This is a genomic window from Streptomyces sp. NPDC048612, assembly GCF_043199295.1.
Taxonomy (GTDB): domain Bacteria; phylum Actinomycetota; class Actinomycetes; order Streptomycetales; family Streptomycetaceae; genus Streptomyces.
This window is the reverse complement of sequence record NZ_JBICVV010000003.1, coordinates 210,459-236,068: the sequence shown is the minus strand read 5'-3', so window position 1 is coordinate 236,068 and position 25,610 is coordinate 210,459. Positions and strand designations below refer to the sequence as shown.

General features: G+C 73.3%; 18 protein-coding genes. 1 reads left to right on the top strand and 17 read right to left on the bottom strand.

The features are described 5' to 3' along the window. Window positions 1–11: 11 nt before the first annotated feature. The 16 genes from ACGFN2_RS07100 to ACGFN2_RS07025 form a co-directional block, all read right to left on the bottom strand. The gene (locus ACGFN2_RS07100) at window positions 12–311 is read right to left on the bottom strand and encodes a dsRBD fold-containing protein (protein ID WP_362609262.1); all 300 of its coding nucleotides are present in this window, start codon (window positions 309–311) and stop codon (window positions 12–14) included. 188 nt (window positions 312–499) lie between these two features. Next, window positions 500–1,375 (bottom strand): universal stress protein, encoded by an 876-nt coding sequence (locus tag ACGFN2_RS07095; protein WP_362609260.1) that lies wholly within the window; start codon window positions 1,373–1,375, stop codon window positions 500–502. A 158-nt stretch (window positions 1,376–1,533) separates the two neighbouring features. Continuing rightward, window positions 1,534–2,802 (bottom strand): sugar ABC transporter permease, encoded by a 1,269-nt coding sequence (locus ACGFN2_RS07090; RefSeq protein ID WP_393358176.1) that lies wholly within the window; start codon window positions 2,800–2,802, stop codon window positions 1,534–1,536. Further along, window positions 2,799–3,608: an ATP-binding cassette domain-containing protein gene (locus ACGFN2_RS07085; protein ID WP_362609257.1), complete on the bottom strand. Its 810-nt coding sequence runs from the start codon at window positions 3,606–3,608 to the stop codon at window positions 2,799–2,801. Before ACGFN2_RS07085 ends, ACGFN2_RS07090 begins: the two co-directional genes overlap by 4 nt. Before the next feature lie 11 nt (window positions 3,609–3,619). After that, window positions 3,620–4,717 carry a substrate-binding domain-containing protein gene (locus tag ACGFN2_RS07080; RefSeq protein WP_362609255.1) on the bottom strand — a complete coding sequence of 366 codons (1,098 nt, stop codon included), beginning with the start codon at window positions 4,715–4,717 and terminating at the stop codon, window positions 3,620–3,622. Between the two features lies 1 nt (window position 4,718). After that, window positions 4,719–7,253 carry a SpoIIE family protein phosphatase gene (locus ACGFN2_RS07075; protein ID WP_393358174.1) on the bottom strand — a complete coding sequence of 845 codons (2,535 nt, stop codon included), beginning with the start codon at window positions 7,251–7,253 and terminating at the stop codon, window positions 4,719–4,721. Window positions 7,254–7,382: 129 nt separating this feature from the next. Continuing rightward, window positions 7,383–10,799 (bottom strand): SAV_2336 N-terminal domain-related protein, encoded by a 3,417-nt coding sequence (locus tag ACGFN2_RS07070; protein ID WP_362610086.1) that lies wholly within the window; start codon window positions 10,797–10,799, stop codon window positions 7,383–7,385. Window positions 10,800–10,802: 3 nt separating this feature from the next. Next, a complete protein-coding gene (locus ACGFN2_RS07065; protein ID WP_362610089.1) occupies window positions 10,803–11,756 on the bottom strand; it encodes a MoxR family ATPase in 954 nt (317 codons plus the stop codon). Beyond that, complete coding sequence (locus tag ACGFN2_RS07060; RefSeq protein WP_393358171.1) at window positions 11,753–13,891, bottom strand: trypsin-like peptidase domain-containing protein; 2,139 nt, start codon at window positions 13,889–13,891, stop codon at window positions 11,753–11,755. Before ACGFN2_RS07060 ends, ACGFN2_RS07065 begins: the two co-directional genes overlap by 4 nt. After that, a complete protein-coding gene (locus ACGFN2_RS07055; protein WP_393358169.1) occupies window positions 13,891–14,271 on the bottom strand; it encodes a CU044_2847 family protein in 381 nt (126 codons plus the stop codon). Before ACGFN2_RS07055 ends, ACGFN2_RS07060 begins: the two co-directional genes overlap by 1 nt. Window positions 14,272–14,345: 74 nt before the next feature. Further along, entirely contained in the window at window positions 14,346–16,010 is a 1,665-nt protein-coding gene (locus ACGFN2_RS07050) for an FAD-dependent oxidoreductase (RefSeq protein ID WP_393358167.1), read from the bottom strand. 189 nt (window positions 16,011–16,199) lie between these two features. Further along, on the bottom strand, window positions 16,200–17,228 hold the full coding sequence (locus ACGFN2_RS07045) for a zinc-dependent alcohol dehydrogenase family protein (RefSeq protein ID WP_393358165.1): 1,029 nt from the start codon (window positions 17,226–17,228) through the stop codon (window positions 16,200–16,202). 113 nt (window positions 17,229–17,341) lie between these two features. Continuing rightward, window positions 17,342–17,575: a hypothetical protein gene (locus ACGFN2_RS07040; RefSeq protein ID WP_362610098.1), complete on the bottom strand. Its 234-nt coding sequence runs from the start codon at window positions 17,573–17,575 to the stop codon at window positions 17,342–17,344. Window positions 17,576–17,679: 104 nt separating this feature from the next. Then, complete coding sequence (locus ACGFN2_RS07035; RefSeq protein ID WP_393358163.1) at window positions 17,680–18,120, bottom strand: hypothetical protein; 441 nt, start codon at window positions 18,118–18,120, stop codon at window positions 17,680–17,682. Between the two features lie 176 nt (window positions 18,121–18,296). Next, window positions 18,297–19,271: a hypothetical protein gene (locus tag ACGFN2_RS07030; protein ID WP_362610102.1), complete on the bottom strand. Its 975-nt coding sequence runs from the start codon at window positions 19,269–19,271 to the stop codon at window positions 18,297–18,299. 127 nt (window positions 19,272–19,398) lie between these two features. Beyond that, entirely contained in the window at window positions 19,399–20,874 is a 1,476-nt protein-coding gene (locus ACGFN2_RS07025) for an amino acid permease (protein ID WP_393358161.1), read from the bottom strand. A gap of 656 nt (window positions 20,875–21,530) precedes the next feature. On the opposite strand from ACGFN2_RS07025, the gene ACGFN2_RS07020 reads away from it, so the two are divergent. Then, on the top strand, window positions 21,531–23,030 hold the full coding sequence (locus tag ACGFN2_RS07020; protein WP_393358159.1) for an NAD-binding protein: 1,500 nt from the start codon (window positions 21,531–21,533) through the stop codon (window positions 23,028–23,030). A 97-nt stretch (window positions 23,031–23,127) separates the two neighbouring features. On the opposite strand, the gene ACGFN2_RS07015 is transcribed toward ACGFN2_RS07020, so the two are convergent. Then, the gene (locus ACGFN2_RS07015; RefSeq protein ID WP_393358157.1) at window positions 23,128–25,605 is read right to left on the bottom strand and encodes a SpoIIE family protein phosphatase; all 2,478 of its coding nucleotides are present in this window, start codon (window positions 25,603–25,605) and stop codon (window positions 23,128–23,130) included. Window positions 25,606–25,610: the final 5 nt, after the last annotated feature.

The window sequence follows — 25,610 nt, the reverse complement described above, 5'->3', positions numbered from 1 at the left end:
CGGCACGGGGCTCACGCCATGGCGTCCGTCCAGCCGTAGGCCATGCGGCGCTCCCGCCGGGGCGGTCCGGCACCGACACCCTCCAGGTCCCGGTCGGCCACCCGCAGCAGCTGCCCGGCGAGGTCCCGCACCGCACGCCCGGCCGCGATCTCGTCGCCGATCTCCGGTACGTCCCGGTCCTCCGGGCTGCACCGGGCCGTGCCGTGCCCGGTCAGGGTGGTGGTTCCGGTACGGAGCTCCACACGCGCCCTGGTCGTCCCGTCCTCCTCGACGAGGTACAGCCGGACGGGCCACTCGACTGTCTTTGCCATGGCTTGCCTCCGCTTCCTTACCGGGGACTGCCGCCGGAGGCCACGACCCGGGCCGCGACCGGGGCCGCCGCGCCACCGCCGGCCGGTCCCGCTGAATGCCCCCTCCCCGTCATCATCCGCCTTCCGCCGTGGCCCGTCCTGGTACGGCCCCTGGGCCGTCACGGACCGTGGCGCCCGTTGCCGCGCCGTCACTCATGGGGGACGACGGCCACCGGACAGGGCGCGTGATGGACGACCGCCTGCACGACATGGCCGATCCGCGGCACCGGCAACCGGTGCCGCTGCCGGTGCCGGCGGCCGACGACGAGCAGCCCGGCGTCCCCGGCGCTGTGCAGCAGGGCCGGCGCGGGACTCTCCAGCACCACCCGGTCATCGACCGGGACGTCAGGGAACTTCTCCTGCCAGGGTTCCAGGGCGGCGGCCAGCTCCTGCCGGGCGTCCTGTGCCGCCTCCTCGGCGACGACCGGCTCCACCCCGCCGCCGCGGTTGTACGCGTACGAGGGCAGATGCCTGCCGTGGACGGCACGCAGCGCGACCTCCCGGCGGGCGGCGCTCTCGAAGGCGAAGGCGAGCAGCGCCTCGCACGGCTCGTGGAGGCTCAGCGCCACCATCACCTCGCCGTGCCCGCCGCTCGCTCCGGGGGCCTGCCGGGCGCGTACCAGGACGGTGGGGGAGGTGGTGTGCGCCACCAGTTGCAGACCGGTCTCCCCGAGGGCGTAGCGGGCCACCGGGCCCAGGTCCCGGCAGCCGAGGACCAGCAGATCCGACTCCTCCGCGGCCTCCTGGAGGGCCTCCAGCGGATCGCGGGCCACCAGGGACTCGTCCACCGGAAGGTCCGGGACACGGGTGCGGACCGCCGTGGCGGCGTCGTTCATCATCCGGTGCGCCCAGTAGTTCTGCTCCTGTCCCGCCTCGGGATGCGACGCCGGCTCCGGCGCGAGCAGTACCCAGGCGTGCAGCAGCCGCAGACGGGCACGGCGCAGCCGGGCTTCCTCGGCAGCCCAGAGGATCGCGGACAAGGACTCGGGCGTACCGTCCACGCCGGCGGTGATGACATCCTTCATGGCTCGCTCCGTTCCTGGCGCGCTCGGCGCGTTCGCGCCCACATCTCAAGGGTGCGCGGCCCGGTCCGCCCGGGCATGAGCCTTTCGGCCCCCATCCCGCCGGCAGAGGTCGGTGCGGCCCGCGCCCCCGGGCCGCCGCCCGTCCCGCGGGGCAGGCGTCAGACCCGTCCGTGCGCCCGCTGCGCCCGCCGCGAGAGCGAGTCGATGACCACGGCGATGAGCAGCACCCCGCCCGTGATCATGAACTGCACCGCTGTCTGGATGCCCATGAGCGCCACCCCGGAGGCGATCGACTGGATCACCAGGACGCCGAGCAGGGCCGACCAGGTCCGGCCCCGGCCGCCGAACAGACTGGTGCCGCCGATGACCGCCGCGGCGATGACGTCCATCAGCAGCAGGCCCGCCCCCGAGGTCTGACTGGCCGAGGTGACGCGCGAGGCCAGGAACAGGCCGCCGACCGCCGCCATGGTCCCGGACATCATGAAGACCGAGATGCGGACCAGGTCGACGTTGAGGCCGGTACGGCGGGAGGCCTCGACGCTGCCGCCGAGCGCGAAGATCATGCGGCCGTAGCGCGTACGGCGCAGCACGTAGTCGAGGCCGACCAGCAGCACCAGGAAGATCAGCAGGGCCAGGGGCAGCCCCAGGAACTGGTTGAGGACGAACGCCGAGGCCATCGTGATCGCCGCCAGCACGCCGGTGCGCAGCAGGATCTCGCTCAGCGTCCGGGCGGGCACACCGGCGGTCCGGCGGCGGCGCGCGTCGTGGTACGAGGCGAGGAAGTAGCCGGCGGTGCCCAGCGCCGCCAGTCCGTAGGCGGCGGCCACGTTGTGGAAGTAGTAGCCGGTCAGCATCGCGAGCAGGCCCTTGTCGTCGATGTTGATCGTGCCGTTGGCGCCCAGGATGTAGAGCATCAGGCCGTTCCAGCCCAGCAGTCCGGCCAGGGTGACGACGAAGGCCGGTACCCCGACCTTGGCGAGGAAGAAGCCCTGTACGGCGCCGATCGCGGTGCCGCCGAGCACCGCGATCAGCAGCGCGAGGCCCTCCGGCACGCCATGGCTCACGTTCAGCACCGCGAAGGCGGCCGCGGCCAGTCCGCTCACCGAGCCGACCGAGAGGTCGATCTCGCCCAGCAGCAGCACGAAGACGACGCCCACCGAGATCATGCCGGTGCCGACGATGTCCACGCTCAGATTGGACAGGTTGCGCGGCGAGAGGAAGTTCTCGTTGAGGCTCTCGAAGATGATCCAGACCACGATCAGACCGAGGGCGACCGGGACCGAGCCCAGCTCACCGCTGTGGAACCGGCGCTTGAGTATCTCCAGGGGGTTCTGGGTGCCGAGTTCGGGCGCGAGCCGGCGCCGGTCGGCGGCGGTCACCGCGCTGCCGGCCGGCTTCTGCTTCCTGAGCGGCCAGGCCCGGCTCACGGCTCCCCTTCCCACTCCGGTGCCTTGCGGCGGGTCACGGCGTTGTCGGTGGCGCCGGTGATCGAGGAGATGATCTGCTCGTGGGACGTGGTCGTCACATCGAAGAACCCGTTGTTCCGGCCGAGCCGCAGGACGGCGATCCAGTCCGCGACGGCCTTGATGTCCCCCATGTTGTGGCTGATGAGAAGCACACCGAGGCCGCGTTCCCGCAGCTGGTCGACGAGGTCGAGGACCTGGGCGGTCTGCTCGATGCCCAGGGACGCGGTGGGCTCGTCGAGGAGCACCAGCCGGGGTTCGCCGAGGAGCGACCGGGAGATCGCCACGGTCTGGCGCTGGCCGCCGGAGAGCGAGGCGACCGGGAGCCGGACGTCGGGCATCCGGATGGCCAGCATGTCCAGCAGGTCCAGGGTGAGGCGCTCCATCTCCACCTCGTCGAGGACACCGGCCCGGTGGATCTCGCGGCCGAGGAAGAGATTGCCGACCACGTCGAGGTTGTCGCACAGCGCGAGGTCCTGGTAGACGGTGGCGATGCCGAGGTCCTGGGCGTCGTGCGGGCGGGAGAGGTGCACCGCCCGGCCGTCCCACTCGACCACCCCCTCATCGGCGGGGTCGACCCCGGCGATCACCCTGATCAGCGTGGACTTGCCGGCGCCGTTGTCACCCACGAGCGCGACGACCTGACCGGCACGGACCTCCAGGTCGACATCGGCCAGGGCCTGGACGGCGCCGTACCGCTTGAAGATGCCGCGCAGCGACAGCAGGGGCGGGGCCGGGCCGGTTCGCCGGAGGGCCGCACCGGACTCCATGGATACCTGCCTTACCTGAGCCCCGCCTTCTTGCAGGCGGACTCGAACTTGGGGGTGCAGATCTGATCGACCGTGTACATGCCGTCCTTGATCACGGTGTTCTTGATGTTGTGCACATTCACGGCGACCGGGGTGAGCAGCACGGCCGGGATGCCGCGGTGGGTGGGGCTGTTGACGGTGTGCGTCGTGATGCCGGTGAGCTTCTCGCCGCGTCCCAGCGCGACCGCCATGGCGGCGGCGGTACCGGCCTCGGGCGCGAACGGCTTGTAGACCGTCATGGTCTGAGTGCCCGTCACAAGCCGCTGAATGGCGTCGAGTTCGGCGTCCTGGCCGGTGATCGGCGGCAGCGGGGTGACCTTGGCGGCCTGGAGCGCGGCGAGGATGCCGGCGGCGAGACCGTCATTGGCGGAGTAGACACCGTCGATGTTGTCCGCGCCCAGGGCCGAGATGGCGGCGGACATGTTGCGGTTGGCGTTCTCCGGGCGCCAGTCACCGGTCTCGTAGGCCTTCCCGATCTTCACCTTGCCCTTGAGCGCGGCCAGCGCACCCTGCCGGAACCAGGCGGAGTTGGGGTCCGTCGACGCACCGTTCATCATCACGATCTGCGACGCGCGCGCCCTGGGACCGAGCGCCTTCAGCAGCGCCTCGCCCTGCATCCTGCCGACCGTCTCCCCGTTGAAGGAGACATAGGCGGACACCGGCCCCTCCACGAGGCGGTCATAGGCGACCACCGGGATACCGGCCCGCCGGGCGCTCTCGACCGACGAGCGGAGCGACTTGGAATCGACGGAGTCCAGGATCAGCACCTGCACCCGCTTGGTGATCATCGCGTCCATCTGCTGCTGCTGGGTGGCCACATCGTGCTGCGCGCTGACGGTCTCCACGGTGCACTTGGGGCACAGCTCCCGGATCTTCTTCTCGATCAGGGGCTTGTCGAAGTGGTAGAGGCGCGAGGTGTTGTCCGGGAGCAGCACGCCGATCTTCGGGGCGCCGCCGGAGGCGGGCCCGGTCGGCTCGCGGGCTCCGCCGGCCTCGCCGCAGGCGGCCGCACCGCCCATCAGACACACCCCCGCCAGGACCATGGCGGCACCGCGCAGCCGGGCCCGCACCTCAGCCCACCCCCTCACCGTGGTGCCGGCCCTCCGGGCCGGCCGCCGCCGCGCCGAGCCGCTCGCCCGGCTCCAGACCGATCTCGCTCCACACCTGCTTGCCGCCGCTCAGCGGCACCGACCCCCAGGACGCCGACATCGCCTCGACCAGCAGCAGCCCACGCCCGCCGGTCGACTCCCAGTCCACGCTCGTCGGCTTGACGGGAGCGCGGGGCGAGGCGTCGTTCACCCCGATCCGCAGCCGGTCGGCGGCCAGCGTCAGATCCAGCCGTACCTCCCCCTGGGTGTGCGCGATGGCGTTGGTGACCAGCTCGGACACCACCAGCAGGGCCACGTCCTGCTCCGCCGTCACACCCCAGGAGCGCAGGGTGCGCCCGGTGAAGCGACGGGCGTGCATCACGGCGTCCGGGAGCCGCCACACCGTCCACCGCACCCGGGTCGGGCGGACCCGCATCCCGTCGTAGCGCAGCACCAGCAGGGCCACGTCGTCGTCGCGCCGCTTCGCGCCCCCGAGCAGTGCGTCGGCGAGCTGACCGGCATCGGCGGGATCGGCCGCCGAGAGCGCCGCCCGCACCCGGCGGAGGCCGTCGTCCAGGGGAAGCGTCGCCGACTCGGCCAGACCGTCGGTGAGCAGCGCGAGCACGGTGCCGGGGGCCATACCCACCTCGGTCAGCGGGAACTCGCCCTCCTCGGCCACCCCCAGCGGAGGCCCGCCCTCGACCGGCAGTTCCTCGGTGCTGCCGTCCGGGAGCCGCAGCAGCGGCGGCAGATGCCCGGCCCGCACGAACCAGGCGATGCCCTCCTCCATATCCAGGTCCACATAGCAGCAGGTGGCGAACAGATCGGTCTCCATGCCCAGCAGCAGCCGGTTGGCATGGGAGATCACCACATCGGGCGGGTGGCCCTCCACCGCGTAGGCCCGGATCGCCGTACGCATCTGGCCCATGATCGTGGCGGCGCCGGCGCTGTGCCCCTCCACATCGCCGATGACGAGCGCGACATGGCCGTCGGAGAGCGGAATGACGTCGTACCAGTCGCCGCCCACCTCAAGCCCCATCGTGGCGGGCAGATAGCGGGCGACGGCCACCCCGCCGGGCAGCGACGGCAGCTTGCGGGGCAGCAGACTGCGCTGCAGCATCGTGGCGAGCTCGTGCCCGGCGTCCATCGCATGGGCACGCACCAGGGCCTGCCCCACCAGCCCCGCTGTCGCGGTCAGCAGCGACCGCTCCTCCGGCCCGAAGTGGTGCTCCGCGTCCCACCCGACCAGGCACACCCCGACGATCCGCCCGTCGGCCGGCAGCGGCAGCACGGCGAGCCCGCCGGGCCCGATGCCCAGGAGGTCGGGTTCCAGGGACGCGCCCGGCGGCCACAGGGCGACCTGTCCGGCGCGCAGCACGCTCTCCAGCGTGGGCATCGAGTGGCAGGCCGCGTCGGGCCACTCGGAACGCCACTCGGACCGCCACGCGGCGGGCCAGGCACCGGGCTCCGGGGGGTCGAGGACGGACACCACGAACCGGTCGGCCTCCAGCTCGGCCACCGCCACCCGGTCGGCCCCCAGGGGCGCCCGCAGCCCGGCGACCACCACCCGGCTGACGTCCCGGATCGTGGTGGCACCGGCCAGCGAGGCCGACAGCCGCTGCACGATGGAGACCTCGTCGGCGGTGGGACGCAGATAGGCGGCGTCGGCGACGACCCCCAGCATCCGCTCCGGCGTGCCGTCGGCGTCGGCCAGCACCCGGCAGCGCAGGCTCAGCCAGTGCAGCTCGCCGTTGGGCCGGCGGATACGGATCGACAGCTGCTGGCCCGCCTCGGGCAGCCCGCCCGGCTCCACGATCGACATCAGCGCCGGAACGTCGTCCGGCACGGTGCGCGCCAGCAGCGTCTCCACCCGCCGGTCGAACTCCTCCGGAACGATCCCGAACAGCTCCAGCACCTGGGCGTCCGCGTCCATCCGCCCGGTACGCAGGGTCAGCGTGAAGGCGCCGCCCCGGAGGGTGTCCAGCCCCGGCCCCAGCAGCGAGCGCCGCTCCGCCTGTGCCATGAACCGGGCCGCCACCGCCTCCAGCCCCGCGGTGACCTGATCGGCGTGCAGCTCCAGGAGGTGGCGGCGGTCCGCGTCGAAGGCGTCGGTGGCCTTGTCCATGACCACCAGGCACCCCAGCCGCCGCACGCTCCCGCCCAGGGGCAGCACCCCCAACGACACATCCGCGGGGGGCTTCCCGGCACCGTCCCAGGGGTCGGCGCCGGGGCTGTCCGGGGCGCCGGTGAGGTCGTACTCCGCCAGCTCCGCCGGGCCCAGCCACAGCGGGTCGCCGCTGCGGAAGGCCGCGGCGACCGGAGAGTTGCCGGACAGCGGGTAGCGCGTCGGCAGACCGTAGGGGACGCCGGAGCCTCCGACCATCTCGGCCAGCTGAAGAACGCCGTCCCCTTCGGCCGGCACATAGACGGCGGTCAGCTCAGCCCCGGTAGACCCAAGGACTCGTGCGGTCACTGCCTGCACCGCCTCCGTACGCCGGAAGCCGTCGTCATAAGCCACGGTCGCCGTATCCGCCCTCGGGGGCCAGGGCGTCCACCCCGCGCCACCGCCTCATCGGATATGTCGTGAATTACCGTCTTGTCTCCATGGTGCGGCACGCAGGGAGCAGGGAGCTAGTCGGCGCGGGGATCACGGTGTGTGACCGGGGAAGTCCTCCGCCAGCAGCGCGGCCAGGTCGAGGAACGCGTCCTGCGTACGGGACCGCATCCGGGCTAGATCGATGTCGCGCCGGCTGTCGAGGCGGTAGTCGAAGGGGATGAAGGCCATCCCGCCCGGATGGCCGCGGAACTGCCCGGCGAAGGCATCCCGCCGGACCGGCCGGTCCGGCCCGGGAAGGCTGGTGACCGCGAGCACGGCCCGCTCCGCCAGCTCCGGGTAACCGCGCCGCGCGAGTTCGGTCAGCAGGTCCTGCGTCTGCCCGATGCCCTGCGCGGTCATCCGGGCCACGACGACCAGACGGTGCGTCATCGACAGCGCGGTGTCGGGGACGCTCTCCGCCCGCAGCGGGGCCCAGTCCGCGAGGACGACGGAGAAGTGCCGGCTCAGCAGCTCCATCAGCCGGCGGTACTCCTCCTGGTACACCGGAGCCGGCGTGGTGCGGCCCAGCCCGTGGGTGAGCGCACGCAGCCCCGACGGGCCGTCCAGGGTGTGGCGCAGCACCTCCGCGTAGCTGTCGGCCACCGGCAGCGTACGGAGCAGGTCGTGGCGCAGGCGGGCCGAGCCGCCGCGGTTCAGCCGGCCGGCCAGCTCGCCGACCGTGTGGCCGGCGTCCAGCGCGATCACCCGCCCACCGCGCGCGGCGGACAGCAGCGCCCCCAGGGCGATGGTGACGGTGCTCCGGCCGACGTCGTCCTCCGCGCCGACGACGGTCGTCCGGTAGCTGAACCGCAGCCGGGTACGGAGCAGTTCCAGCTTCCGCTGCTGCTCCGGCCCCCACCGCCGCCGCCCCAGCCCGGCCTGCGAACCGCCGCGGCGCGTCCCGGCCGTGGTCTCCTCGGGCACCACGGAGTCGTTGTCGAGCGGGATCTGCGGGCCCGGACGGAACGAGAAGGCGGCCGCGCTCCCGCTGCCGGCCGCGCCGCCCGTCCCCGCGTCGGCGCCGCCCGTCCGCAGCTCCGTCGCCAGCGGCACGTAACGGGCGAAGGCCTCGGCGACCTCACCGGCGGTCGGGCGGTGGCCCGGGTCCTCGGACAGGCAGCCCGTGACGATCTCGCGCAGCGGCCGCCAGGTGTCGCCCTGCCACAGCGCCATGTCCCCGCTCTCCGCGGACTGCGGCACCCGGTTCTTGTCCCCGAGCCGGCGCAGGATCTGGCCCAGGGACTCGACGTTGTCGGCCATCGTGGGCACGGCTTCCGCCCCGCGGGCCCGGAACTCCCCGTCGATGCCGCACCGGCCCAGCCCGGTCAGCATCAGCGAACGCCCGACGACATGCACGGTCTGCGGCGTGAGTTCGGGGAGCACCAGCCCCTTGAGATGGCACAGGTTGACGGCGCTCGCCAGATGCCATCCGTAGGCGATGGACAGCAGGGTGTCGCGGCGCCGCTGGGAGCCGGTGGCGGCCCGCAGCAGGCTGCTGAGCTGCGGCGGCGGCCCGCCCTGGTCCTGCCCGGACGGGCGGTAGAGCTGCATGGCCAGCCACGGCGGATCGTCGCGCGGGCCCGTCGCCAACAACAGCGGCGCATACTGACCGGCCATCCGGGCCAGCGCCTCCGCCTCGGTGGCGAGCATCGCCGCCGCCTCGTCCGGCGCACCCGGCCTGATCACCCGGACCGCGGCCTCCTTGCCGGAACGGTCGCGGCCCAGATAGACGAGCGAACGCGCACCGGGCTGCCGGCCGTGCAGGGTGTACGGGCCCAGACGGCGGGGATCGCGCGAGGTGAGCGGGCGCCAGCCGTCGGAGCCGGCCGGTTCCGTGTCGTCCTCCGGGGGCGCCACCTGCACGGAGGCGCCGAGCCGGGCCATCAGACGCCGCTCCACGGGGGAGAAGGCACGCGAGCCGGCCGGCAGGTGGTCCATCCCGTCCGGATGCGCGAGCCAGGCGGGGAAGTCGGGGGAGCGCCCGGCCAGTTGCTCCAGCCGGCGGCCGATGTGGCGCCCGGTGCGCAGGAGTTCGGGCGTGGACACCGCGTCCAGGAGCGCCGACTTGGCCGCCTCGGAGAAGTCGAAGATCCGGTGCTGGTCCCGCAGCGGACCGGCCACCGGCGCCTCGACGGGCTGCATCAGCCCGCCGAGGAACACCTCCGCCAGATGAGCGGTGTCCGCGGACCAGGGCACCGCGGACTGCACCAGCCGCATCACCGGCACGGATACCGGCGCGACCGCCGCGATGTGCGCGGCGAGCCGGTACGCCTCGGGCGAGGCCGCGTCGCGGAAGTGCCGCACGGTGTCCGTGCCGTCGCCGGACGGGGCCACCGGGCGCCGGGCCGGGGCGTGCAGCAGCGGGAGGTGCACCGTGCCGCCGGTCGAGGCGAGCAGCCGGGACCAGGCCGCGACAGGGCCCGCCGAGGTCTCCAGCACCGGCACCGGCAGCCCGTCGAACGGCGCCAGCTCGGGCGGCAACACCGGATCGCTGACACTCCACGAGACGCCGGCGGCACCGCGCCGGCGCGTGGTCACCCGCCAGCGGCCGGCCTGGATGCCGGAGCCGCCCCACAGCCGCGGCGGCAGCGCGTGCACCACCGCCACCGGGCCGTTCGCCGCCCAGCGCCCCAGCACCCGGTGCATCCGGCCGTCCCGCCAGGCGGCGCCCATCCCATCGCTCAGCAGCAGGATCAGGGTCTGGCCCGACGGGTCGGCGAGCACCGCGGGCGGCAGCGAGGTGGTGTCCGGGTCGAACGGGCGGCCGCGCAGCAGCGGGGCATCCGGCCCACGGGTGTCCAGCCCGTGGACGTGCACCATCCGGAACGCGCCGACCCGTTGCATCATCGTCCGCCACTCGACGGCGAGCCGCCGCCACAGCAGCATCGACATACCGTCGTCCACCACGAGCGCGAGGTCGAGCCAGCGTTCGTGCCCGGGACGCAGCACGACGTCGGGCAGCCCGCTCTCGGCCAGCGCCGCGGCCGTCGCCGCCTCGTCGAACTCCTGGATACGGGTGGTGGCCCGGCGCTGCCGCAGCGGGCGCAGGGCACGGCCGATGCCCAGCTCGCCGAGGAGCGCCTTGTTCTCCGGAACCCGCAGCGGGACCGCCGCACTCGTCCTCGGCGGCAGCGGTACCTCCCACCGGGGCGGACGCGGCACCGTCCCGGTCTCCGGCGCGGCGTGCAGATCGCCCCCGAGGTCGTCCAGCGGCAGGACGTCCGGCGGCTCCGCCTCCTTGACGGCCTCGTCGTCCGGCGGGGGCGGCGGTGGGGCCTCCGGGCAGCCGCCGTCACCGGCCGGGGCGTGATCCGGGCCCAGCGCGCGGGCGAGCGGCGCCGTGCCCGGCCCGGTCGGCAGCCGTCCGGCCAGCCAGAGCGCATCGAGCAGGGAGTGCCGGTCCAGCTCGACACCGGCCCCCGCGAACACCGCGAGCACCTCCCCGAGCCGGTCCGGTCCCCCTGCCATCGGTCAGACGGTCCCGCCGAGTTGATGCAGCACGGCGTCCAGCAGCCCGTCGGCGTCCAGATCGACGCCGCCGGCGCGCAGGAAGACGGCGTTGAGCAGCTGGTCGGTGGCGAGTTCGCCCGGACCGCGGCGCTGCAGGAACGACCGGAGCAGGTCGTCGACGCCGACCAGCGCGCCCTCACCGAGGTGGGCCTCGACGATGGCGCGCAGCCGCTCCTCGTCGGGCGTGGGCAGATCCAGCCGGATACAGCGGCGCAGGAAAGCGGGCGGGAAGTCCCGCTCCCCGTTGCTGGTGATCACCACGACCGGGAACTCGGTGCACAGCACCTTGCCCCGCTCCACCGTGACCGGGTCCTGGGAGTCGGCCACCAGGACCTGGACCACCGACTGCGACTCGGGCAGCCTGGCCAGCTCCGGGATCTCGAAGACGCCCTCCTCGAACACGGTCAGCAGGTCGTTGGGCAGATCGACGTCCCCCTTGTCCAGCTCGTCGACCAGCAGTACCCGCGGCCGCGGACCCGGCACCAGCGCGGTGCCCAGCGGACCGAGGCGCACGAAGCTCCCGATGGACGGCTCGGCCTCGCCGCGGTCACGGCTGAGGGTGGTCTCCCGGAGCCGCCCGATGGCGTCGTAGCGGTACAGGGCGTCCTGGACGTTCGCCCGGCTGTTGACCGGCCAGCGCAGCACCTCACCGAGGTCGAGTTCATGGGCGACCGCCCGGGCGAGCGAGGACTTGCCGGTGCCGGCCGGCCCGGTGACCAGCAGCGGCCTGCGCAGATGGAGCGCGGCGTTGACCACGTCGGCGTGTTCCGGCGCGATCAGATACGGCAGGGGGCCGGGGGCGCCGCGCCGCGAGCCGCCGAACCTGCGCCAGGGCGGGGCCTGCGGCAGGGTGACCCGGCGCTGGGTGCCGTCTCCCTGGAACAGCCGCCAGTCGGCGGCGGGTTCGGGGTTCATATGAGCTCCGTGGGTTCGGAAAGCTGGAGTTCGGGCAGCGCGCGGTCGGGGTCGGCCCAGGCGAGGACGGGCCTGCCCGGATGGTCGGCGGGACGGTGCAGGGTCTTGGCGCGGTAGGAACGGACCTGCTCGGGCAGCGCCCGGGCCGGGGCGTCCGACACCTGCTGGACGGCATGCGACGCCTCGGGTGCCGGACCGCGGTCCCACAGCACGACCGGCACCCCCATCGCCAGACACACCTGGATGATCTCCATCCGGGCCCGTGCGGACACCTCCACCGACACCCGGGCGGCATCCCGCCGGTCGAGCAACTTGCCGTACACCTCGCGCACTCCGGCGGACGGACCGGTGATACGCAGCGGACCGGAGGACTCCAGATGATCCCAGCGGTGGCGCCAGTCGGTGAGGAAACGCTCATTGCGGCGCAGGAGTTCCGGGCAGTGCACCACCAGGGCGTACTCGGCGCCCAGCACCCCCGGGATCAGACCGCCCGGCTCGGTGAACTCCCACTCGTCCACGGGGAGTTCGAGGCAGTCACGGTCGAGGAGCACCTCGACGACCGGGCGGACGCCCTCGGGGGCGGACCGGCAGAGCCGTTCCAGGACCCGCAGCACCGCCTCGGCGGTCTGTGCCGCGCTGTAGCGGCGGCCGGTCTCGGTCGGCGCCCGGTGCGGGCCCATGCCGTCGTCGCTCCACAGGCGCAGATGGAAGGCGTCCGCACCGGCCTTGACCAGGTGCACCAGCAGCCGCGGCGGCCGGGTGCGCCGGCGCCGCCCGAGGGCCCATTCGTCCGCGTCGGCGCGGCGTTCCCGCAGCGCGGACGCGGGGAGCCCGAGCCGGGCGGCGACGCCGTCGGCCCACAGCCGCAGCCGGGCGCGCTCCGGGGGCGGGCACAGCACCGCCACGAACTCGACCGCGCGCAGCAGCCCGGGCACCCGCAGTTCGCCCGGTCCGGAACGGCTGTCGCCGGAGAGCTGCTCCAGCCTGCCGAGCAGCTCGGGGAACCCGGCGTCACAGGGGAGTTCGGCGACCAGCGGCAGCGCGGCCCGTACGGCCTCGGGCAGCAGCTCCGTGAGCTCCGGCGGCAGCCCGGTCACCAGGGCCAGCAGCCGTTCGTGCTCCCGCGGCGACAGCAGCCGGGGCACCGCGGACAGCCTCCCCGCGGCGAGCATGGCGGAGACGGCGCCCGGGTCCCTGGAGCGCAGCGCCTCCGTCAGCGCGGCCAGCGCCCGCTCCTCGGTCACCAGGATGCGCGCGAACTCCTCCGGGGCCGGGGCGGACCCGTCCATGGGGTGCCCGAGGCCACAGTGCTCGGCGACGCCCCTGGCGTAGTCGGCCCGGAACATCGGCGTGGGCAGCACGTTCGCCAGCAGGTCGGCGAGGACGGCCCGGGCGGGATCGTCGTCGGGGACCGGCCGGTCGAGCAGGGCACCGGCGCCGGCCGCCCGCAGCTCCGTCTCGATCCGCTGCCACGGGATGCCCCAACTGCGGCGGGTGACGTGCCGGGAGTCGTAGAGCTGGTCGACGGGCGGCAGCATGCAGGCGGCGACGAGTCCCACGACCGCGTCCTCGGCGTCCGACCACAGGGGGCCGCCGCTGTAGGCGGGCCCGATCGCCATACCGGACAGTGCGCCGTCCAGGTAACCGATGCGGCTGTCACAGGACTTCACCCGGACATCGGCGTACGAGCCGCTCAGCGCACTGCCGTGCCAGGCGCGTACGGACTGGCCCACCCGCATCGGCCGGAACCCCGGCGGAGCCGGGCAGCACAGGGCGGAGCCGACCCCGAGGACCGCCAGATCCCCCGCCCACTCCAGATCGCCGCGGCCCGGCGGACCGTCCGTGCCGTCGAGCCGGCGCGGGGGAATCCAGTGGACCACCCGCGCCTCGTGCAGCTGGGCACCGGACGGGCCGTGGGTCTGCATCCGCAGCGTCGCCCCCTCCGGCCGGCCGCCGTCGAAGAGTTCCTTCCCGAGCGCGTCATTGACGACATGGGCGCAGGTGAGCAGGTGATGTGGCGTCAGCACCACGGCCGCGCCCGCCGATTTGCCGTCCCCGGCGTCCAGCACCGACGCCACCCGGAACCGGGGCTCCGCCGCGTCGTCGGTGCCGGACGCGGCGCGGAACCAGCCCACTAGTCCGCCCGCTGGGGCTGCCAGGTCGCCGTGATCGTCAGGCTCGCATGGCCGTTGGCCCCGACGATGCCGAGCTTGAGGTCCTGGCCGACCTGCACCCCGAACTGCACCGACAGCTCGTTCGGCGGGCGTTCGGACGCGGTGACCGCGTCATGGATCTCCTGGAGCAGGGGACCGAGCGGACGCAGCGTCGTGCGCATCGCCGCGACGGCACCGGCACCGGCCGCCGCGCCGCCACGAGCCACCGGCACGGTCGGTCCCATGCCGTCCGGCAGGTCGGCCTCCTGGGGCTGCGCCGGGGGCGCGGCCGTGGTCGCCGGGGCCAGTTCCAGGCGGATCGAGGTTCCGTCGGCAAGACTGAGTTCTGAGAGCTGGGGCACGCCTCCATTGTGCCGATCTGTGATGCTCACGGCAGGGGAACGGCCGGATCATCTGCACGGATGCCGCCGCCCGGTCAGCAGGTGCGCGGCTGGACGGACTGGGCGTGACGGAACACGTCGCGCGGGTCCCAGTACGCCTTGACCGCCTGGAGGCGCGGGTAGTTCTCGCCGTAGTAGAGGCGGTGCGCGGACTGGCCCGAACGGTTCCACTCCGGGTCGTCGAGGTCGGTGTCGGGGTAGTTGATGTAGCACCCGTCGGTCACCGGGTCGGGCTCCCCGTCCGCCGCGCCGCCGGTCGGTGCCAGGATCGGCACCCCGCCGGTGTCCTGGTAGACCTCGCGGTAGAACTCGCGAATCCAGCGCAGATGAGGCGCCGCGATCGAGGGATCGGCCTCGGCGTCGTGCTGGTCGGCGACACCGTCGCCGTTGGCGTCGCGCTGCCAGCTCCAGTACGTCTGGTACTGGAGCTTGAGTACCGAACTCCGTTGGCAGACCGCGGTGTCGCCGCTGTCGGGCAGGTTGATCGCGCCGCCGTACGAGTCGACCTGGAGCAGCGCCTGGGGGTTCTGGTAGTTCTCACACGTCAGGTAGCGGTGGATGACGTCCAGTTGGTGTTCGGTGAAACCCCGCCGCATGTAGGCCGACTTGTACTTGCCGCACTGGTTGTCGCCGGAGCCGTTGAGCGTCTGGGTGGCGGTGAGCCACGGCAGCCGCGTCGGCACCTCCAGGCCGCCCATCGGCGCGTGTTCGCCCATCCGCCGGTCCAGCGGTGTGGTCTCGACGTCCAGGTCCTGGGTGATCCAGTCGAGGAAGGCGTTGAGCCGCTCGGCGCTGTCCGGCCGGGTGGCGTCGAGCTGGGTGATCAGACCGATCTTGCCGTTGGCGCGCTGGTTCAGCTTCAGCAGGGTGAACATGTCGCTGTAGTCGCCGCGGAGGGACGCCGGGAGTTCCTTGGTGTTCTCGTACTCGAAGAACAGCCCGTAGTTGCGCACCAGCGACTTCAGACGGTCCGGGTGACCCGCCAGCTCCTCCCACGGCCAGGCCACCGCGTGCAGCAGGACCTGGGAGGGGGGCTGGGGCAGTCCCTTGAACCAGTACCGGGTGACCACGCCGAAGTTCCCGCCGCCCCCGCCGGTGTGGGCCCACCACAGATCCCGCAGCTCCGGTTCGGGCGAGTCACGGCGGGCGATCACGACCTCCGCGTGCTGCCCGTCGCGGACCACGACTACCTCCACCGCGTAGAGGTAGTCGACGGTCAGCCCGTGCTGCCGGGACAGCAGCCCGTACCCGCCGCCGGCCACATGGCCGCCGGCGCCCACGGAGTAGCAGGAGCCGCCGGGCAGGGCCACCCCGAACGGCGCGTAGAGATGGGTGGCGACATGCCAGTTGTTCGCCCCCGACTCCACGCAGTACGCGCCGTGCTCCTGGTCCAGATAGGCCCCGTCCAGCTGTCCCATGTCGATGATCACGCCCACGTCGTCGCCGCAGACGAAGTTCTCGTAGCAGTGGCCGCCCGACCGGACCGTGAGCCGCCGGTGGAGATCCTCGTCGGGACGGTGGCTCGCCAGGTACTTGTTGACCGCGGCGACCACCTCGCTCGTCGAGCTGACCACCGAGACATAGTCGGGTGTCGCGATGAAGCGCTGGTTGAACCCTCTCCGCAGGGCCGGGTAGCGGGCGTCGCCCGGCCCCACTTCCACCCCGCACTCGGTGCCGGCCTGGATCTGATCGACGGTCATATGACTCCCTCGTCCTCACATGCGGTACGTGCGATACCTGCGATCTGAATGCACTGCGTTACCAGTGACTGCCATTGGCTACTATCCGTGACGGTGGAGGGGTGTGCGAGTACCCGAAAGGCGTCAGCCCGCGGACCGGAGTTGACGTCCGCGCCACCGGCTCCTGTCCCGGTGGCCGTCGCCCTCCGGTCAGCCGGGTGTCAGCACGGCGGCCCCGTGCACCCGGTCGGCGGCCAGGTCGGCGAGCGCCTCCGGGACACGGCTCAACGGGTAGGGGCTGACGGTGACCTGGATGCCGATCCGCGCCGCGGTCGCCAGGAACTCCCGCCCGTCCTGGCGGGTGTTGGAGGTCACGCTGCGCAGATTCCGCTCGTAGAAGAGATGGCGCTGATAGGTGAGCGGCGGGATGTCGGTGAGGTGGATGCCGGCCAGGGCGAGGGTGCCGGAGCGGTCCAGCGCCTCCAGTGCCACCGGCACCAGATCACCCACCGGCGCGAAGAGGATCGCCGAGTCCAGTGGCTCGGGCGGCCGGCCGTAGGCCTCGCCGGCCGAGGACGCGCCCAGTTCCAGGGCGAGTTCACGGGCCTGCGCGGACCGGGTCAGCACATGGACGGTGGCCCCTTCGGCCAGCGCGACCTGCGCGGCCAGATGCGCCGAGGCGCCGAAGCCGTAGATCCCGAGCCGGCCGCCGGCGGGCAGCGCACTGCGGCGCAGCGCGCGGTAGCCGATGATCCCGGCGCACAACAGCGGTGCCAGCAGCGTGGCGTCCTCGGTGTCCGGGAGCGGATAGGCGAAGTCCGCGGGCACGACGGCGGCTTCGGCGAAGCCGCCGTCGGCGTCCCAGCCGGTGTACACGGAGGCCGGGCAGAGGTTCTCGTGGCCCGCGCGGCAGTAGCGGCAGGTGCCGCAGGTGCCGCGCAGCCACGCCCCGCCGGCCCGGTCCCCGGGCCGGAAACGCGTGACCGCCTCGCCGGTGGCCGTCACGCGGCCGACGATCTCGTGGCCCGGCACGGTCGACGGGCGGTGCGGGGGCAGATCACCCTCCGCCAGGTGCAGATCCGTACGGCAGACACCGCAGGCCTCCACCCGGAGCACCAGGTCATCGGGGCCCGGCTCGGGAGCGGGGCGACGGACCGCCGCCAGCGGCCCGGAGGCAACCGGGCCGGGGTGCCGGACGGCCCAGCCGGACAGTGTGTCCGGGCCGGCATCGGGGGCCATGGTTCCAGGATGACGCCCGCCGGGGAGCCGGACAAACGGTGCGCGCCGGGCCCGCCCCGCTCCGCCGCCGCGCCGCACGGCGGCCCCGGGTGGACGCGGGTTCCGGGCCCGCCTCAGCGGAGGAACGCGGTCAGCTTCCGCAGCAGCCTGGCGAGCCAGTGTTTCCTGACAGGCGGCGGGGGAGCGGGGGCGGGGGCGGCGTCCGGGGGTTCGGCAGGTGAGGGTTCCGGGCTGCTCTGGCGCTGCGCCGGCGGCTGGTTCATGGGGGGCTTCACGGACTTCGTGCGGGTGCGTGCGGCCTCGGCGCGGACGAGCGCGCCAAGAGCGGCAAAGACGTCGAGGGGCATGCCGAATCTCCTGCGGTGGTGGTTCCGGAGAGCTGATGACGGCAGGCCGCGGTCGCCCCGGGCCCCGGTACGGGGGAGGGGTGGGCGAGCGCGGCCGGGCGCGCTCAGCAGCGCAGGACGGTCACCCGCTTCGGCGACGCAGGGAGGGCGGCCGTGACGACGGCCGCGACGGAGGTGCTCCCCGACGCGGTGAGGGTCTCCTCCAGGAGCGAGTCCCCGAGCGCCTTGCCGCCGGCGCCCGTGGGGACGTGATGGCGGAGATGGCAGGCCGTTGCGTCGCACTTGCGGCGGACGCCGCTGCCGGGGTGCTTTCCGTCGCCCTCGGTGGACGCCAGCACCGGCGCCGGCGGAATGCAGAGCCGTTCGGCCGGGGTGGACGCGGCGAGAGTGCCGGTGCGGGGAGCGCAGTCGCCGGCGCCGGGCAGTGGCGCTTCACAGCAGCCGGTGCTGAGCGCGGCGTGCAGCAGGGCCAGTAACACGAGCAACATCAGCACGCGCCAGCCGCCTGATGCCGCGGAGCGGCCGGTGCTGACGGTGTCGCGCATGCGAATCTCCCAACCCTCTTCCAGGAGGGAATCCCCTGGAAAGGGGCAGGGCACGCCAAATACGCCTTAAGGGGCGACAAAACCACCCGTTCCGGCTATGTGCTCGCACGTCCGCGCCGTCCTTCGTACGCCTGCCCACTACGGGCGTGGTGAGGTGACGGCGCGGCTGCCGCCGTTCAGCGCCGTCGGCCCCGGGCGCCGTCGTCGGCGGTCGCATAGCGGCTGTGGAAGTGCGAGAAGCGCTCCAGCGCCTCGCCGTCCAGGCTCCACGGCCAGGGCGTCACCACGCCGGCGGTGGCGCGCAGCGCGGCTCCGGCCTCGGTCGTCCGGCCGGCTTTGATCAGGGCGTAGGCCAGCAGGTTGAGATCGGCCAGGGCCGCAGCGTGGGTGAGGAATTCCGGGCTCGGCCAGTAGTGCGCGGCGTGGTCGAGGGCCTTGGCGGCGTCGGGGCGCCGCCAGATCTCGGCGGCGCCGACAGCCATCAGGCCGCCGCCGGACACCGCGCGCTGGTGGTTGGCGATGAGCGCGGTGAGCTCCAGACCGGCGGCGGGTGCCTGGGCCGGCATGGCGGCGCGGACCCCGTCGAGCAGATCCAGGACCAGGGCGCTGGAGCCGCACTCGTCCGGTGACAGATAGCCCAGAGCCTGCAGATGCGCCTCGCGGTTCCACGGGTCGCGGGCCTTGATCTCGCGCCAGATCGCCGACAGTTCCGTGGAGGGGCGCTGTTCCAGGCGGAGGGTGGCCAGGTGCAGGGTCCACGGGGTGGGGTCGGCGGGCAGCAGCTCGGTCGCGAGCCGGCAGGTCTCACGGGTGCCGTTCAGATCGATGCCGGAACCCGGCTGCCGGGCCTGGATGAGGTCGGACCAGGCGTGCAGCATCAGGGCGTGCGGGTCCTGCGGGCTGTGCTGGCGCCAGATGCCGGGCAGTGACCGCCCCGCGGACCGGGCGAGCACCGCGAGCCGGTGGGCCTTGCGGTCCCAGTCCTGGCTGGTCTCGTGGAGCAGGTCCGCCATCGAGGCCATCACGGCGGTGTCGAGCGACCCACGGGACCAGCACGTCTCGACGCGGCGCCGGACCTGCCCCAGGGTGCGGTCGTCGAGCTCGGGGACCAGGCGGGGAAGGCTGCCTTTGCGGCGTCTGAAGGCGGGCATGTCTTCGGGAGGGCCTTCCGGTGGTGGTGTCGGATGCGGATTCGAGCGTAGTGGCGAACGGTTCTGGTGAGCGTAAGGGCAGGGGTGTGCTGTGGCACACCCCTGCCCTTACGGCACTTCGCCCGGTTCAGCCGGTGGTGACGGCGTCCTTCTCGGCGGTGCCGCGGCCGAGCCGGTCGCGGACCAGGGAGACGGCGACCACGGCGGCGGCGAGCAGCACCGACAGCAGGACCTGGATGCGGCCGCCGCCCTCGCTGTCGTCGGTGAGCATGTAGACCAGCACGAACGAGATCATCGCGATCGTCGCCCAGGTCAGGTACGGGAAGAGCCACATCCGGACGATCAGCTTGTCCGGGTTCTCGCGGAGGATGATCCCGCGCATCCGCAGCTGGGAGAAGCAGATGACCAGCCAGACGAAGAGCGCGACCGCGCCCGAGGAGTTCAGCAGGAACTGGAAGACCGTGTCCGGCCACAGGTAGTTGAAGCCGACCGCGATGAAGCCGAAGAGGACGGAGGCCAGGATCGCGGCCTGCGGGACGCCTCGTGAGTTCGTCCGGGCAAAGGCCTTCGGGGCGTCGCCGCGCTGGCCGAGGGAGAAGGCCATCCGGGAGGCGGTGTACAGGCCGGAGTTGAGGCAGGAGAGCACCGCGGTCAGCACGATCACGTTCATGATCTGGCCGGCGTGCGGGATGCCTATGGAGTCGAGGGCCGCGACGTAGGAGCCCTTCTTGGCGATCGACGGGTCGTTCCACGGCAGCAGGGAGACGACCACGAGGATCGAGCCGAGGTAGAAGATGCCGACCCGCCAGATGACGCTCTTGGTGGCCTTGGTGACCGCGCGCTGCGGGTCCTCGGACTCACCGGCGGCGAGGGTGACGATCTCGCTGCCCATGAAGGAGAAGACGACCATCAGCACACCGGTGAGGATCGCGGTGGGGCCGTTCGGCAGGAAGCCGCCGTGGGAGGTGAGGTTGGCGAAGCCGGTGGCCGCGTTCTCGGAGCCGGGCAGCACACCGAAGATCGCCAGGCCGCCGATGGCGATGAAGGCCGCGATGGCGACGACCTTGATGCCCGCGAACCAGAACTCGAACTCACCGAACGAGGCCACCGAGGCGAGGTTGGTGGCGGTGAGGACGACCATCACGATCAGTGCCCAGGCCCACTGCGGGACGGCCGGGACCCAGCTCGTGAGGATGGCGGCGCCGGCGGTCGCTTCCACGGCGAGCACGACGACCCAGAAGAACCAGTACAGCCAGCCGATCGAGAAGCCGGCCCAGCGGCCGAGCGCCCGGTCCGCGTAGGCGGAGAACGAGCCGGAGGTCGGGTTGGCGGCCGCCATCTCGCCGAGCATCCGCATCACGAACACGACCAGCGCGCCGACCAGGGCGTACGACAGCAGGATGCCGGGGCCGGCCGCGGTGATGCCGGAGGCGGAACCCACGAAGAGGCCGGCGCCGATGACCCCACCCACGGCGATCATGGACAGATGGCGGTTCTTGAGGCCCGACTGCAGACCGGACTGGCCGGGAGCCTGCCCGTGGTTCCCCGGAGGGGCGGGCGGAGCGGCCACGGGGCTGGGGGGAGGTGTAGTCATCTTCGACATCCATTGAGGGTTGGAGGGGTCATGCACGGGGTGACGGCTGGGTCGCCTCGGTGTGGACGCACGACAGGACCCGGTGAAGGTGGTGGCGATCACGGCCCTGACGTGGGTTCGAAGGCGTGACGCGTCGTCGTGGCCTTCGGATGTCTGCGCGGGTGGGGGAGCGCTTCGTTGCGCCTCCGCGCTACTGCCCGTCCTCCTCGTGAGAGGTGAGCCGCATCACGTCCGGATTGGGATTTGCGTAAGCGTATGTGGCGGTGCGCGGCGGCGTATTTGTGAGAGTGGACAAATTCGTTCCGGATAGCTGTCCGGCCGGCTAATGCGGAGAGCCGGAACGGAGGGCTCGCGCCGCGGGCGCGTGCGGGCGGGCCGAGAGCGCCGGCGGCTTCCCGTCCCGCCCCGCGGCGCTCCGGGACGGGGGTGGTGCGGGCGGACAAGGCCGTCGGCGAAGCCTTGGCCGACGGAACAGATGTCCCGGACCGCCCGCGCCCTAGCGTGAGTTCGGCCCTGGGGCCTGCCGACCGGCCCTGCCGCCGGCCGACGAGCAAGGGGACTCCATGGCCACCCTTCCCACCGCCCGACAGAACCGCACCGTTCCAGCGACCGCTCCGCCACCCACCCCACCAGGGGAGAGCGGCCGCAGCGGGACGGGGGACGGAATGCCGGATGAACGGGGCGGTGCGTCTCCCGCACGGCACCCGGCGGCGCAGCAGGCGGCGCACCCGGCGGCGCCGGCCGGGGAAACCGAGGAGACCGGGACGCATCCGGCGGGCCCGGCGGACCGGGACGCCGGGATCGTGGTGATCGGCGCGACGACACTGGCGCGCCGGGTCTGCGCCTCCCTGGAGGAGGGCGGACACTCCGTCGACCATCTCGCGGCCCCGGACGACCAGGAACTCCGCCGGGCGCTCGCCGCCCGCCCGGCGGCTGTCGCCGTCCTGGTGGGTGACGATCTGTCCGCGCTGCGCTACGCCCTCGCCGTACGCCATGTCCACGACCCCGTCCGGATCGTCGTCACCGTCTTCGACCGCACCGTGGCCCAGCAGCTCCGGCTGCTGCTGCACGACTGTGTGCCGGTCTCGCCCGCCGACCTCCTGGCGCCGACGCTGGCCGGTCTCTGCGTCGACCCCGACGCGCTGGCCGTATGGGAGGACGGGCACGGTGCGGTGGCGGTCCGCCCGCGGGAGGGCCGCCTGGTGGAGACGGCCTGGCGGGCGAGCGCGGGAGCCCGGCGGCGGGCGCTGCTGGGACGGCTGCGGGGGCAGTTCCAGCCCCATGACGCGGACGCCCGGCTGCTGCTCATCGGGCTGTTGGGCATCGTCGCCGTCCTGGTACTGGACTGGGCCTGGCTGGTCGGGGTGTTCCACCGGCCGGTCAGCACCGCGTTCCTGGAAGCCGCCCGGGTCGTGGCGGGCGTGGGGCCGGCCGCGCCGCACGCCGGGCATCCCGGGTACGAGGTGGTGTCCGGCGTGGCGATGCTGGTGACGGTGGGGTTCACCGCGCTGCTGACCGCGGGCATCGTGGACCGGATGTCCGGCCCGCGGCTGGTCGGCGTCCTGGGGCCGCGGGTGCTTCCCCGGGCCGGTCACGTCATCGTGGTGGGGCTGGGGCAGGTCGGTCTGCGGCTGTGCCAGACCCTGCGGCAGCTGGGGGTCCCGGTCGTCGGGGTCGAACGCGAGCCCGCCGCCCCGAACCTGCGCCTCGCGCGCTCGATGGGGATACCCGTGGTGCTGGCGCACGGCGAGGACCGAGCAGTGCTGGCCCGGCTCGGCCTCGGGCGGGCCCGTGCGCTCGCCGCCGTCGGCTCCCATGAGCTGGACAACATCGCCGTCGCGGTCGCGGCCCACGGAGTGGCACCGGACGTCCGGGTGGTGCTGCGGGCCGGCGAGGACGAGGCGATCGCCGAGACCCGTTCGCTGCTTCCCCTCGGGCTGACCCGTGACATCGTCCGGACGAGCGCGGCCTTCGTGACCGCCCATCTGACAGCCGAGGGGGCCGGCGCGGCGCCGCGCCGCGTGGTGGCCGGTGCCGACCACGACCATGTCGAGCTGCCCGGGCGCGGTCTCGTCGGCTGGCCCGTCCCGGCCGGGGACGACTGCGGCCATGTGTCCGGCGGGGGTGAACACGACGACGTCCGGAGCGTGCTAGGGGCGGGGTGAGCACGGCGTTGTCCGGGGCCTCGGTGGCGTCACCGGGGCCCGCCCCCGGTCCGGGGCGCGCCGCGAGCGCCCGCCGCGCCCTTCCGGTGAGCCCGGCTCAGTCCGCCTCGTCGTCGGCGCCCGCTTCGGACGGCATGCTCTGCTCGGTCCAGATGATCTTGCCCGTCGGGGTGTACCGGGTGCCCCAGCGTGAGGTCAGCTGCGCGACGATGAACAGTCCGCGTCCGCCCTCGTCGGTGGTCCGGGCATGGCGCAGGCGCGGCGAGGTGCTGCTGGCGTCGGAGACCTCGCAGATCAGGGCGTCCTGCCGGATCAGGCGCAGGGTGATCGGCGCGGTGGCGTGGCGGATGGCGTTGGTGACCAGTTCGCTGACGATCAGTTCCGTGGTGAACAGCAGATCGTCCATCCCCCACTCCGCCAGCTGCCGGCCGGCGAGGCCACGGGCGGTGCCGACGACGGCCGGGTCGCAGGTCAGCTCCCAGGAGGCGACCTGCCGGTCGTCCAGGGCATGGGTCCGGGCGAGGAGCAGCGCGGCGTCGTCGGACGGCGGGCCGGTCAGCAGGGCCTTGACCACATGGGCGCCGATGTCCTTCAGCGTCTCCCCGGGCACCGCGAGGGCTTCGCTCAGCCGGGACAGCCCGACCTCGATGTCCCGGTCGCGGGTCTCGATCAGCCCGTTGGTGTAGAGCGCGATCAGGCTGCCCTCGGCCGGCTCCAGCTCCACGGCCTCGAAGGGCAGCGACCCCAGGCCGAGCGGTGGCCCCGCGGGCAGGTCCGGGCAGTCCACGGTGCCGTCGGGGCCGACGATCAGCGGCGGCAGATGGCCGGCCCGTGCGACGCTGCACCGCCTGCTGACCGGGTCGTAGACGGCGTACAGACAGGTGGCGCCCATGAAGGTCGAGGCCACGCTCGGGTCCCCGGCGTCCGCCGCCGGATCGGCGCGGTGCGTCTTGACCAGGCCGATGACCAGGTCATCCAGGCGGGCCAGCAGCTCATCGGGCGGCAGGTCCAGGTTCGCCAGCGTGCGGACGGCGGTGCGCAGCCGCCCCATGGTGGCCGCGGCGTTGATGCCGTGTCCGACCACGTCCCCGACGACCAGGGCGACCCGCGCCCCGGACAGCGGAATCACGTCGAACCAGTCGCCGCCCACCCCGCTCGGCGCGTCCGCCGGGAAGTACCACGACGCCACCTCCAGCGCGGACCCGCCGGTCAGCTCGTGCGGCAGCAGGTTCTGCTGCATCACCCGGGCCGCGGTGCGCTCGCGGGCGAAGCGGCGCGCGTTGTCGACACACACGGCGGCCCGCGCGACCAGCTCCTCGGCCAGCCGTACGTCGTCCGCCACGAAGGGCCCCAGACGCCGGGACCGGAAGAAGGTCGCCGCGCCCAGGGTGATGCCGCGGGCCTGCACCGGAGCCACCATCACCGAACGGAACCCGAACTCCCGGATGACGGCGGCCCGTACCGGGTCCTCGGTGACCCAGGCGCTGGTGGTGAGGTCCAGGGCCGGCTCCACCAGGGACTCGCCCTTGAGCAGACAGCGGGCGATCGGTGAGGTGGGGGACCGCTGGACGGTCTCTCCCACGGCCAGGCCGGCCTCCGGGCAGCCCTCGTGGACCGACTGCTGACCGCAGCGGCGCATGACGGGAGTGCTGTCGACCGGCCCGGGGACCGGCTCCGCGCCCCTGAGCACCGAGTCCAGCAGATCGACGGCGACGAAGTCGGCGAGCGCCGGTACGGCGACATCCGCCAGTTCCTGGGCGGTCCGGGTGACGTCGAGGGTGCTGCCGATACGGACGCTCGCGTCGTTCAGCAGGGCCAGGCGCTCCTGCGCCCGCCAGCGTTCGGTGACGTCGATGACCATGTACCAGAGGCCGATCCGCCGGCCCTGGGGGTCCGACAGCCCGAAGAAGGACGCCGAGTAGGCGCGCTCCTGGTTGGGGTCCGCATAGGTGGGGCTGCGGAACTCGTAGTCCATCACCGGCGACCCGGTCCGCAGGACCCGCAGCATCCGCTCCTCGAACGCCTCGGCCTCCAGCCTCGGCAGTATCTCGTTCACCTGCCTCCCGAGCCGCCGCTCCAGGGGGATCAGGCGCTCCAGTACGTCGTTCACCCAGACGTAGCGCAGATCGGTGTCGAGCACGGCCATGCCGACCGGCGCATGCGCCAGGAACGGTTCGAGCATCAGCTGGTTCACCCCGCCGCCCGGCACCCGCCACTCCTCCATGGCGAGGACGGACCACCGCTCCCGGCCCGCACCGTCGAGAACGGGCGTGACCTGCAGCGCCAGCTGCACCTCCCGGCCGTCCCGGTGGCGCGCCGCGACCGAGCCGCCCCAGCCGCTCCCCGCACGGCACCAGCGCGCGACGGCGGCCACCCGTACCTCGTCACCGGGTATCGCCAGCAGCTCCGTCGCGGGGCGGTGCAGGATCTCCCCGGCCGGATAGCCGAGCAGCCGCTCCGCCGCCCGGGTCCAGGCGATGATCCGCCCCTCTCCGTCCAGTTCGGCCGTGGCCGCCCGCGCGATATCGCAGGCGCGGTCCGAGCCGCCCGGCAGGGCATTCTCCGCACTCATCATCGCCA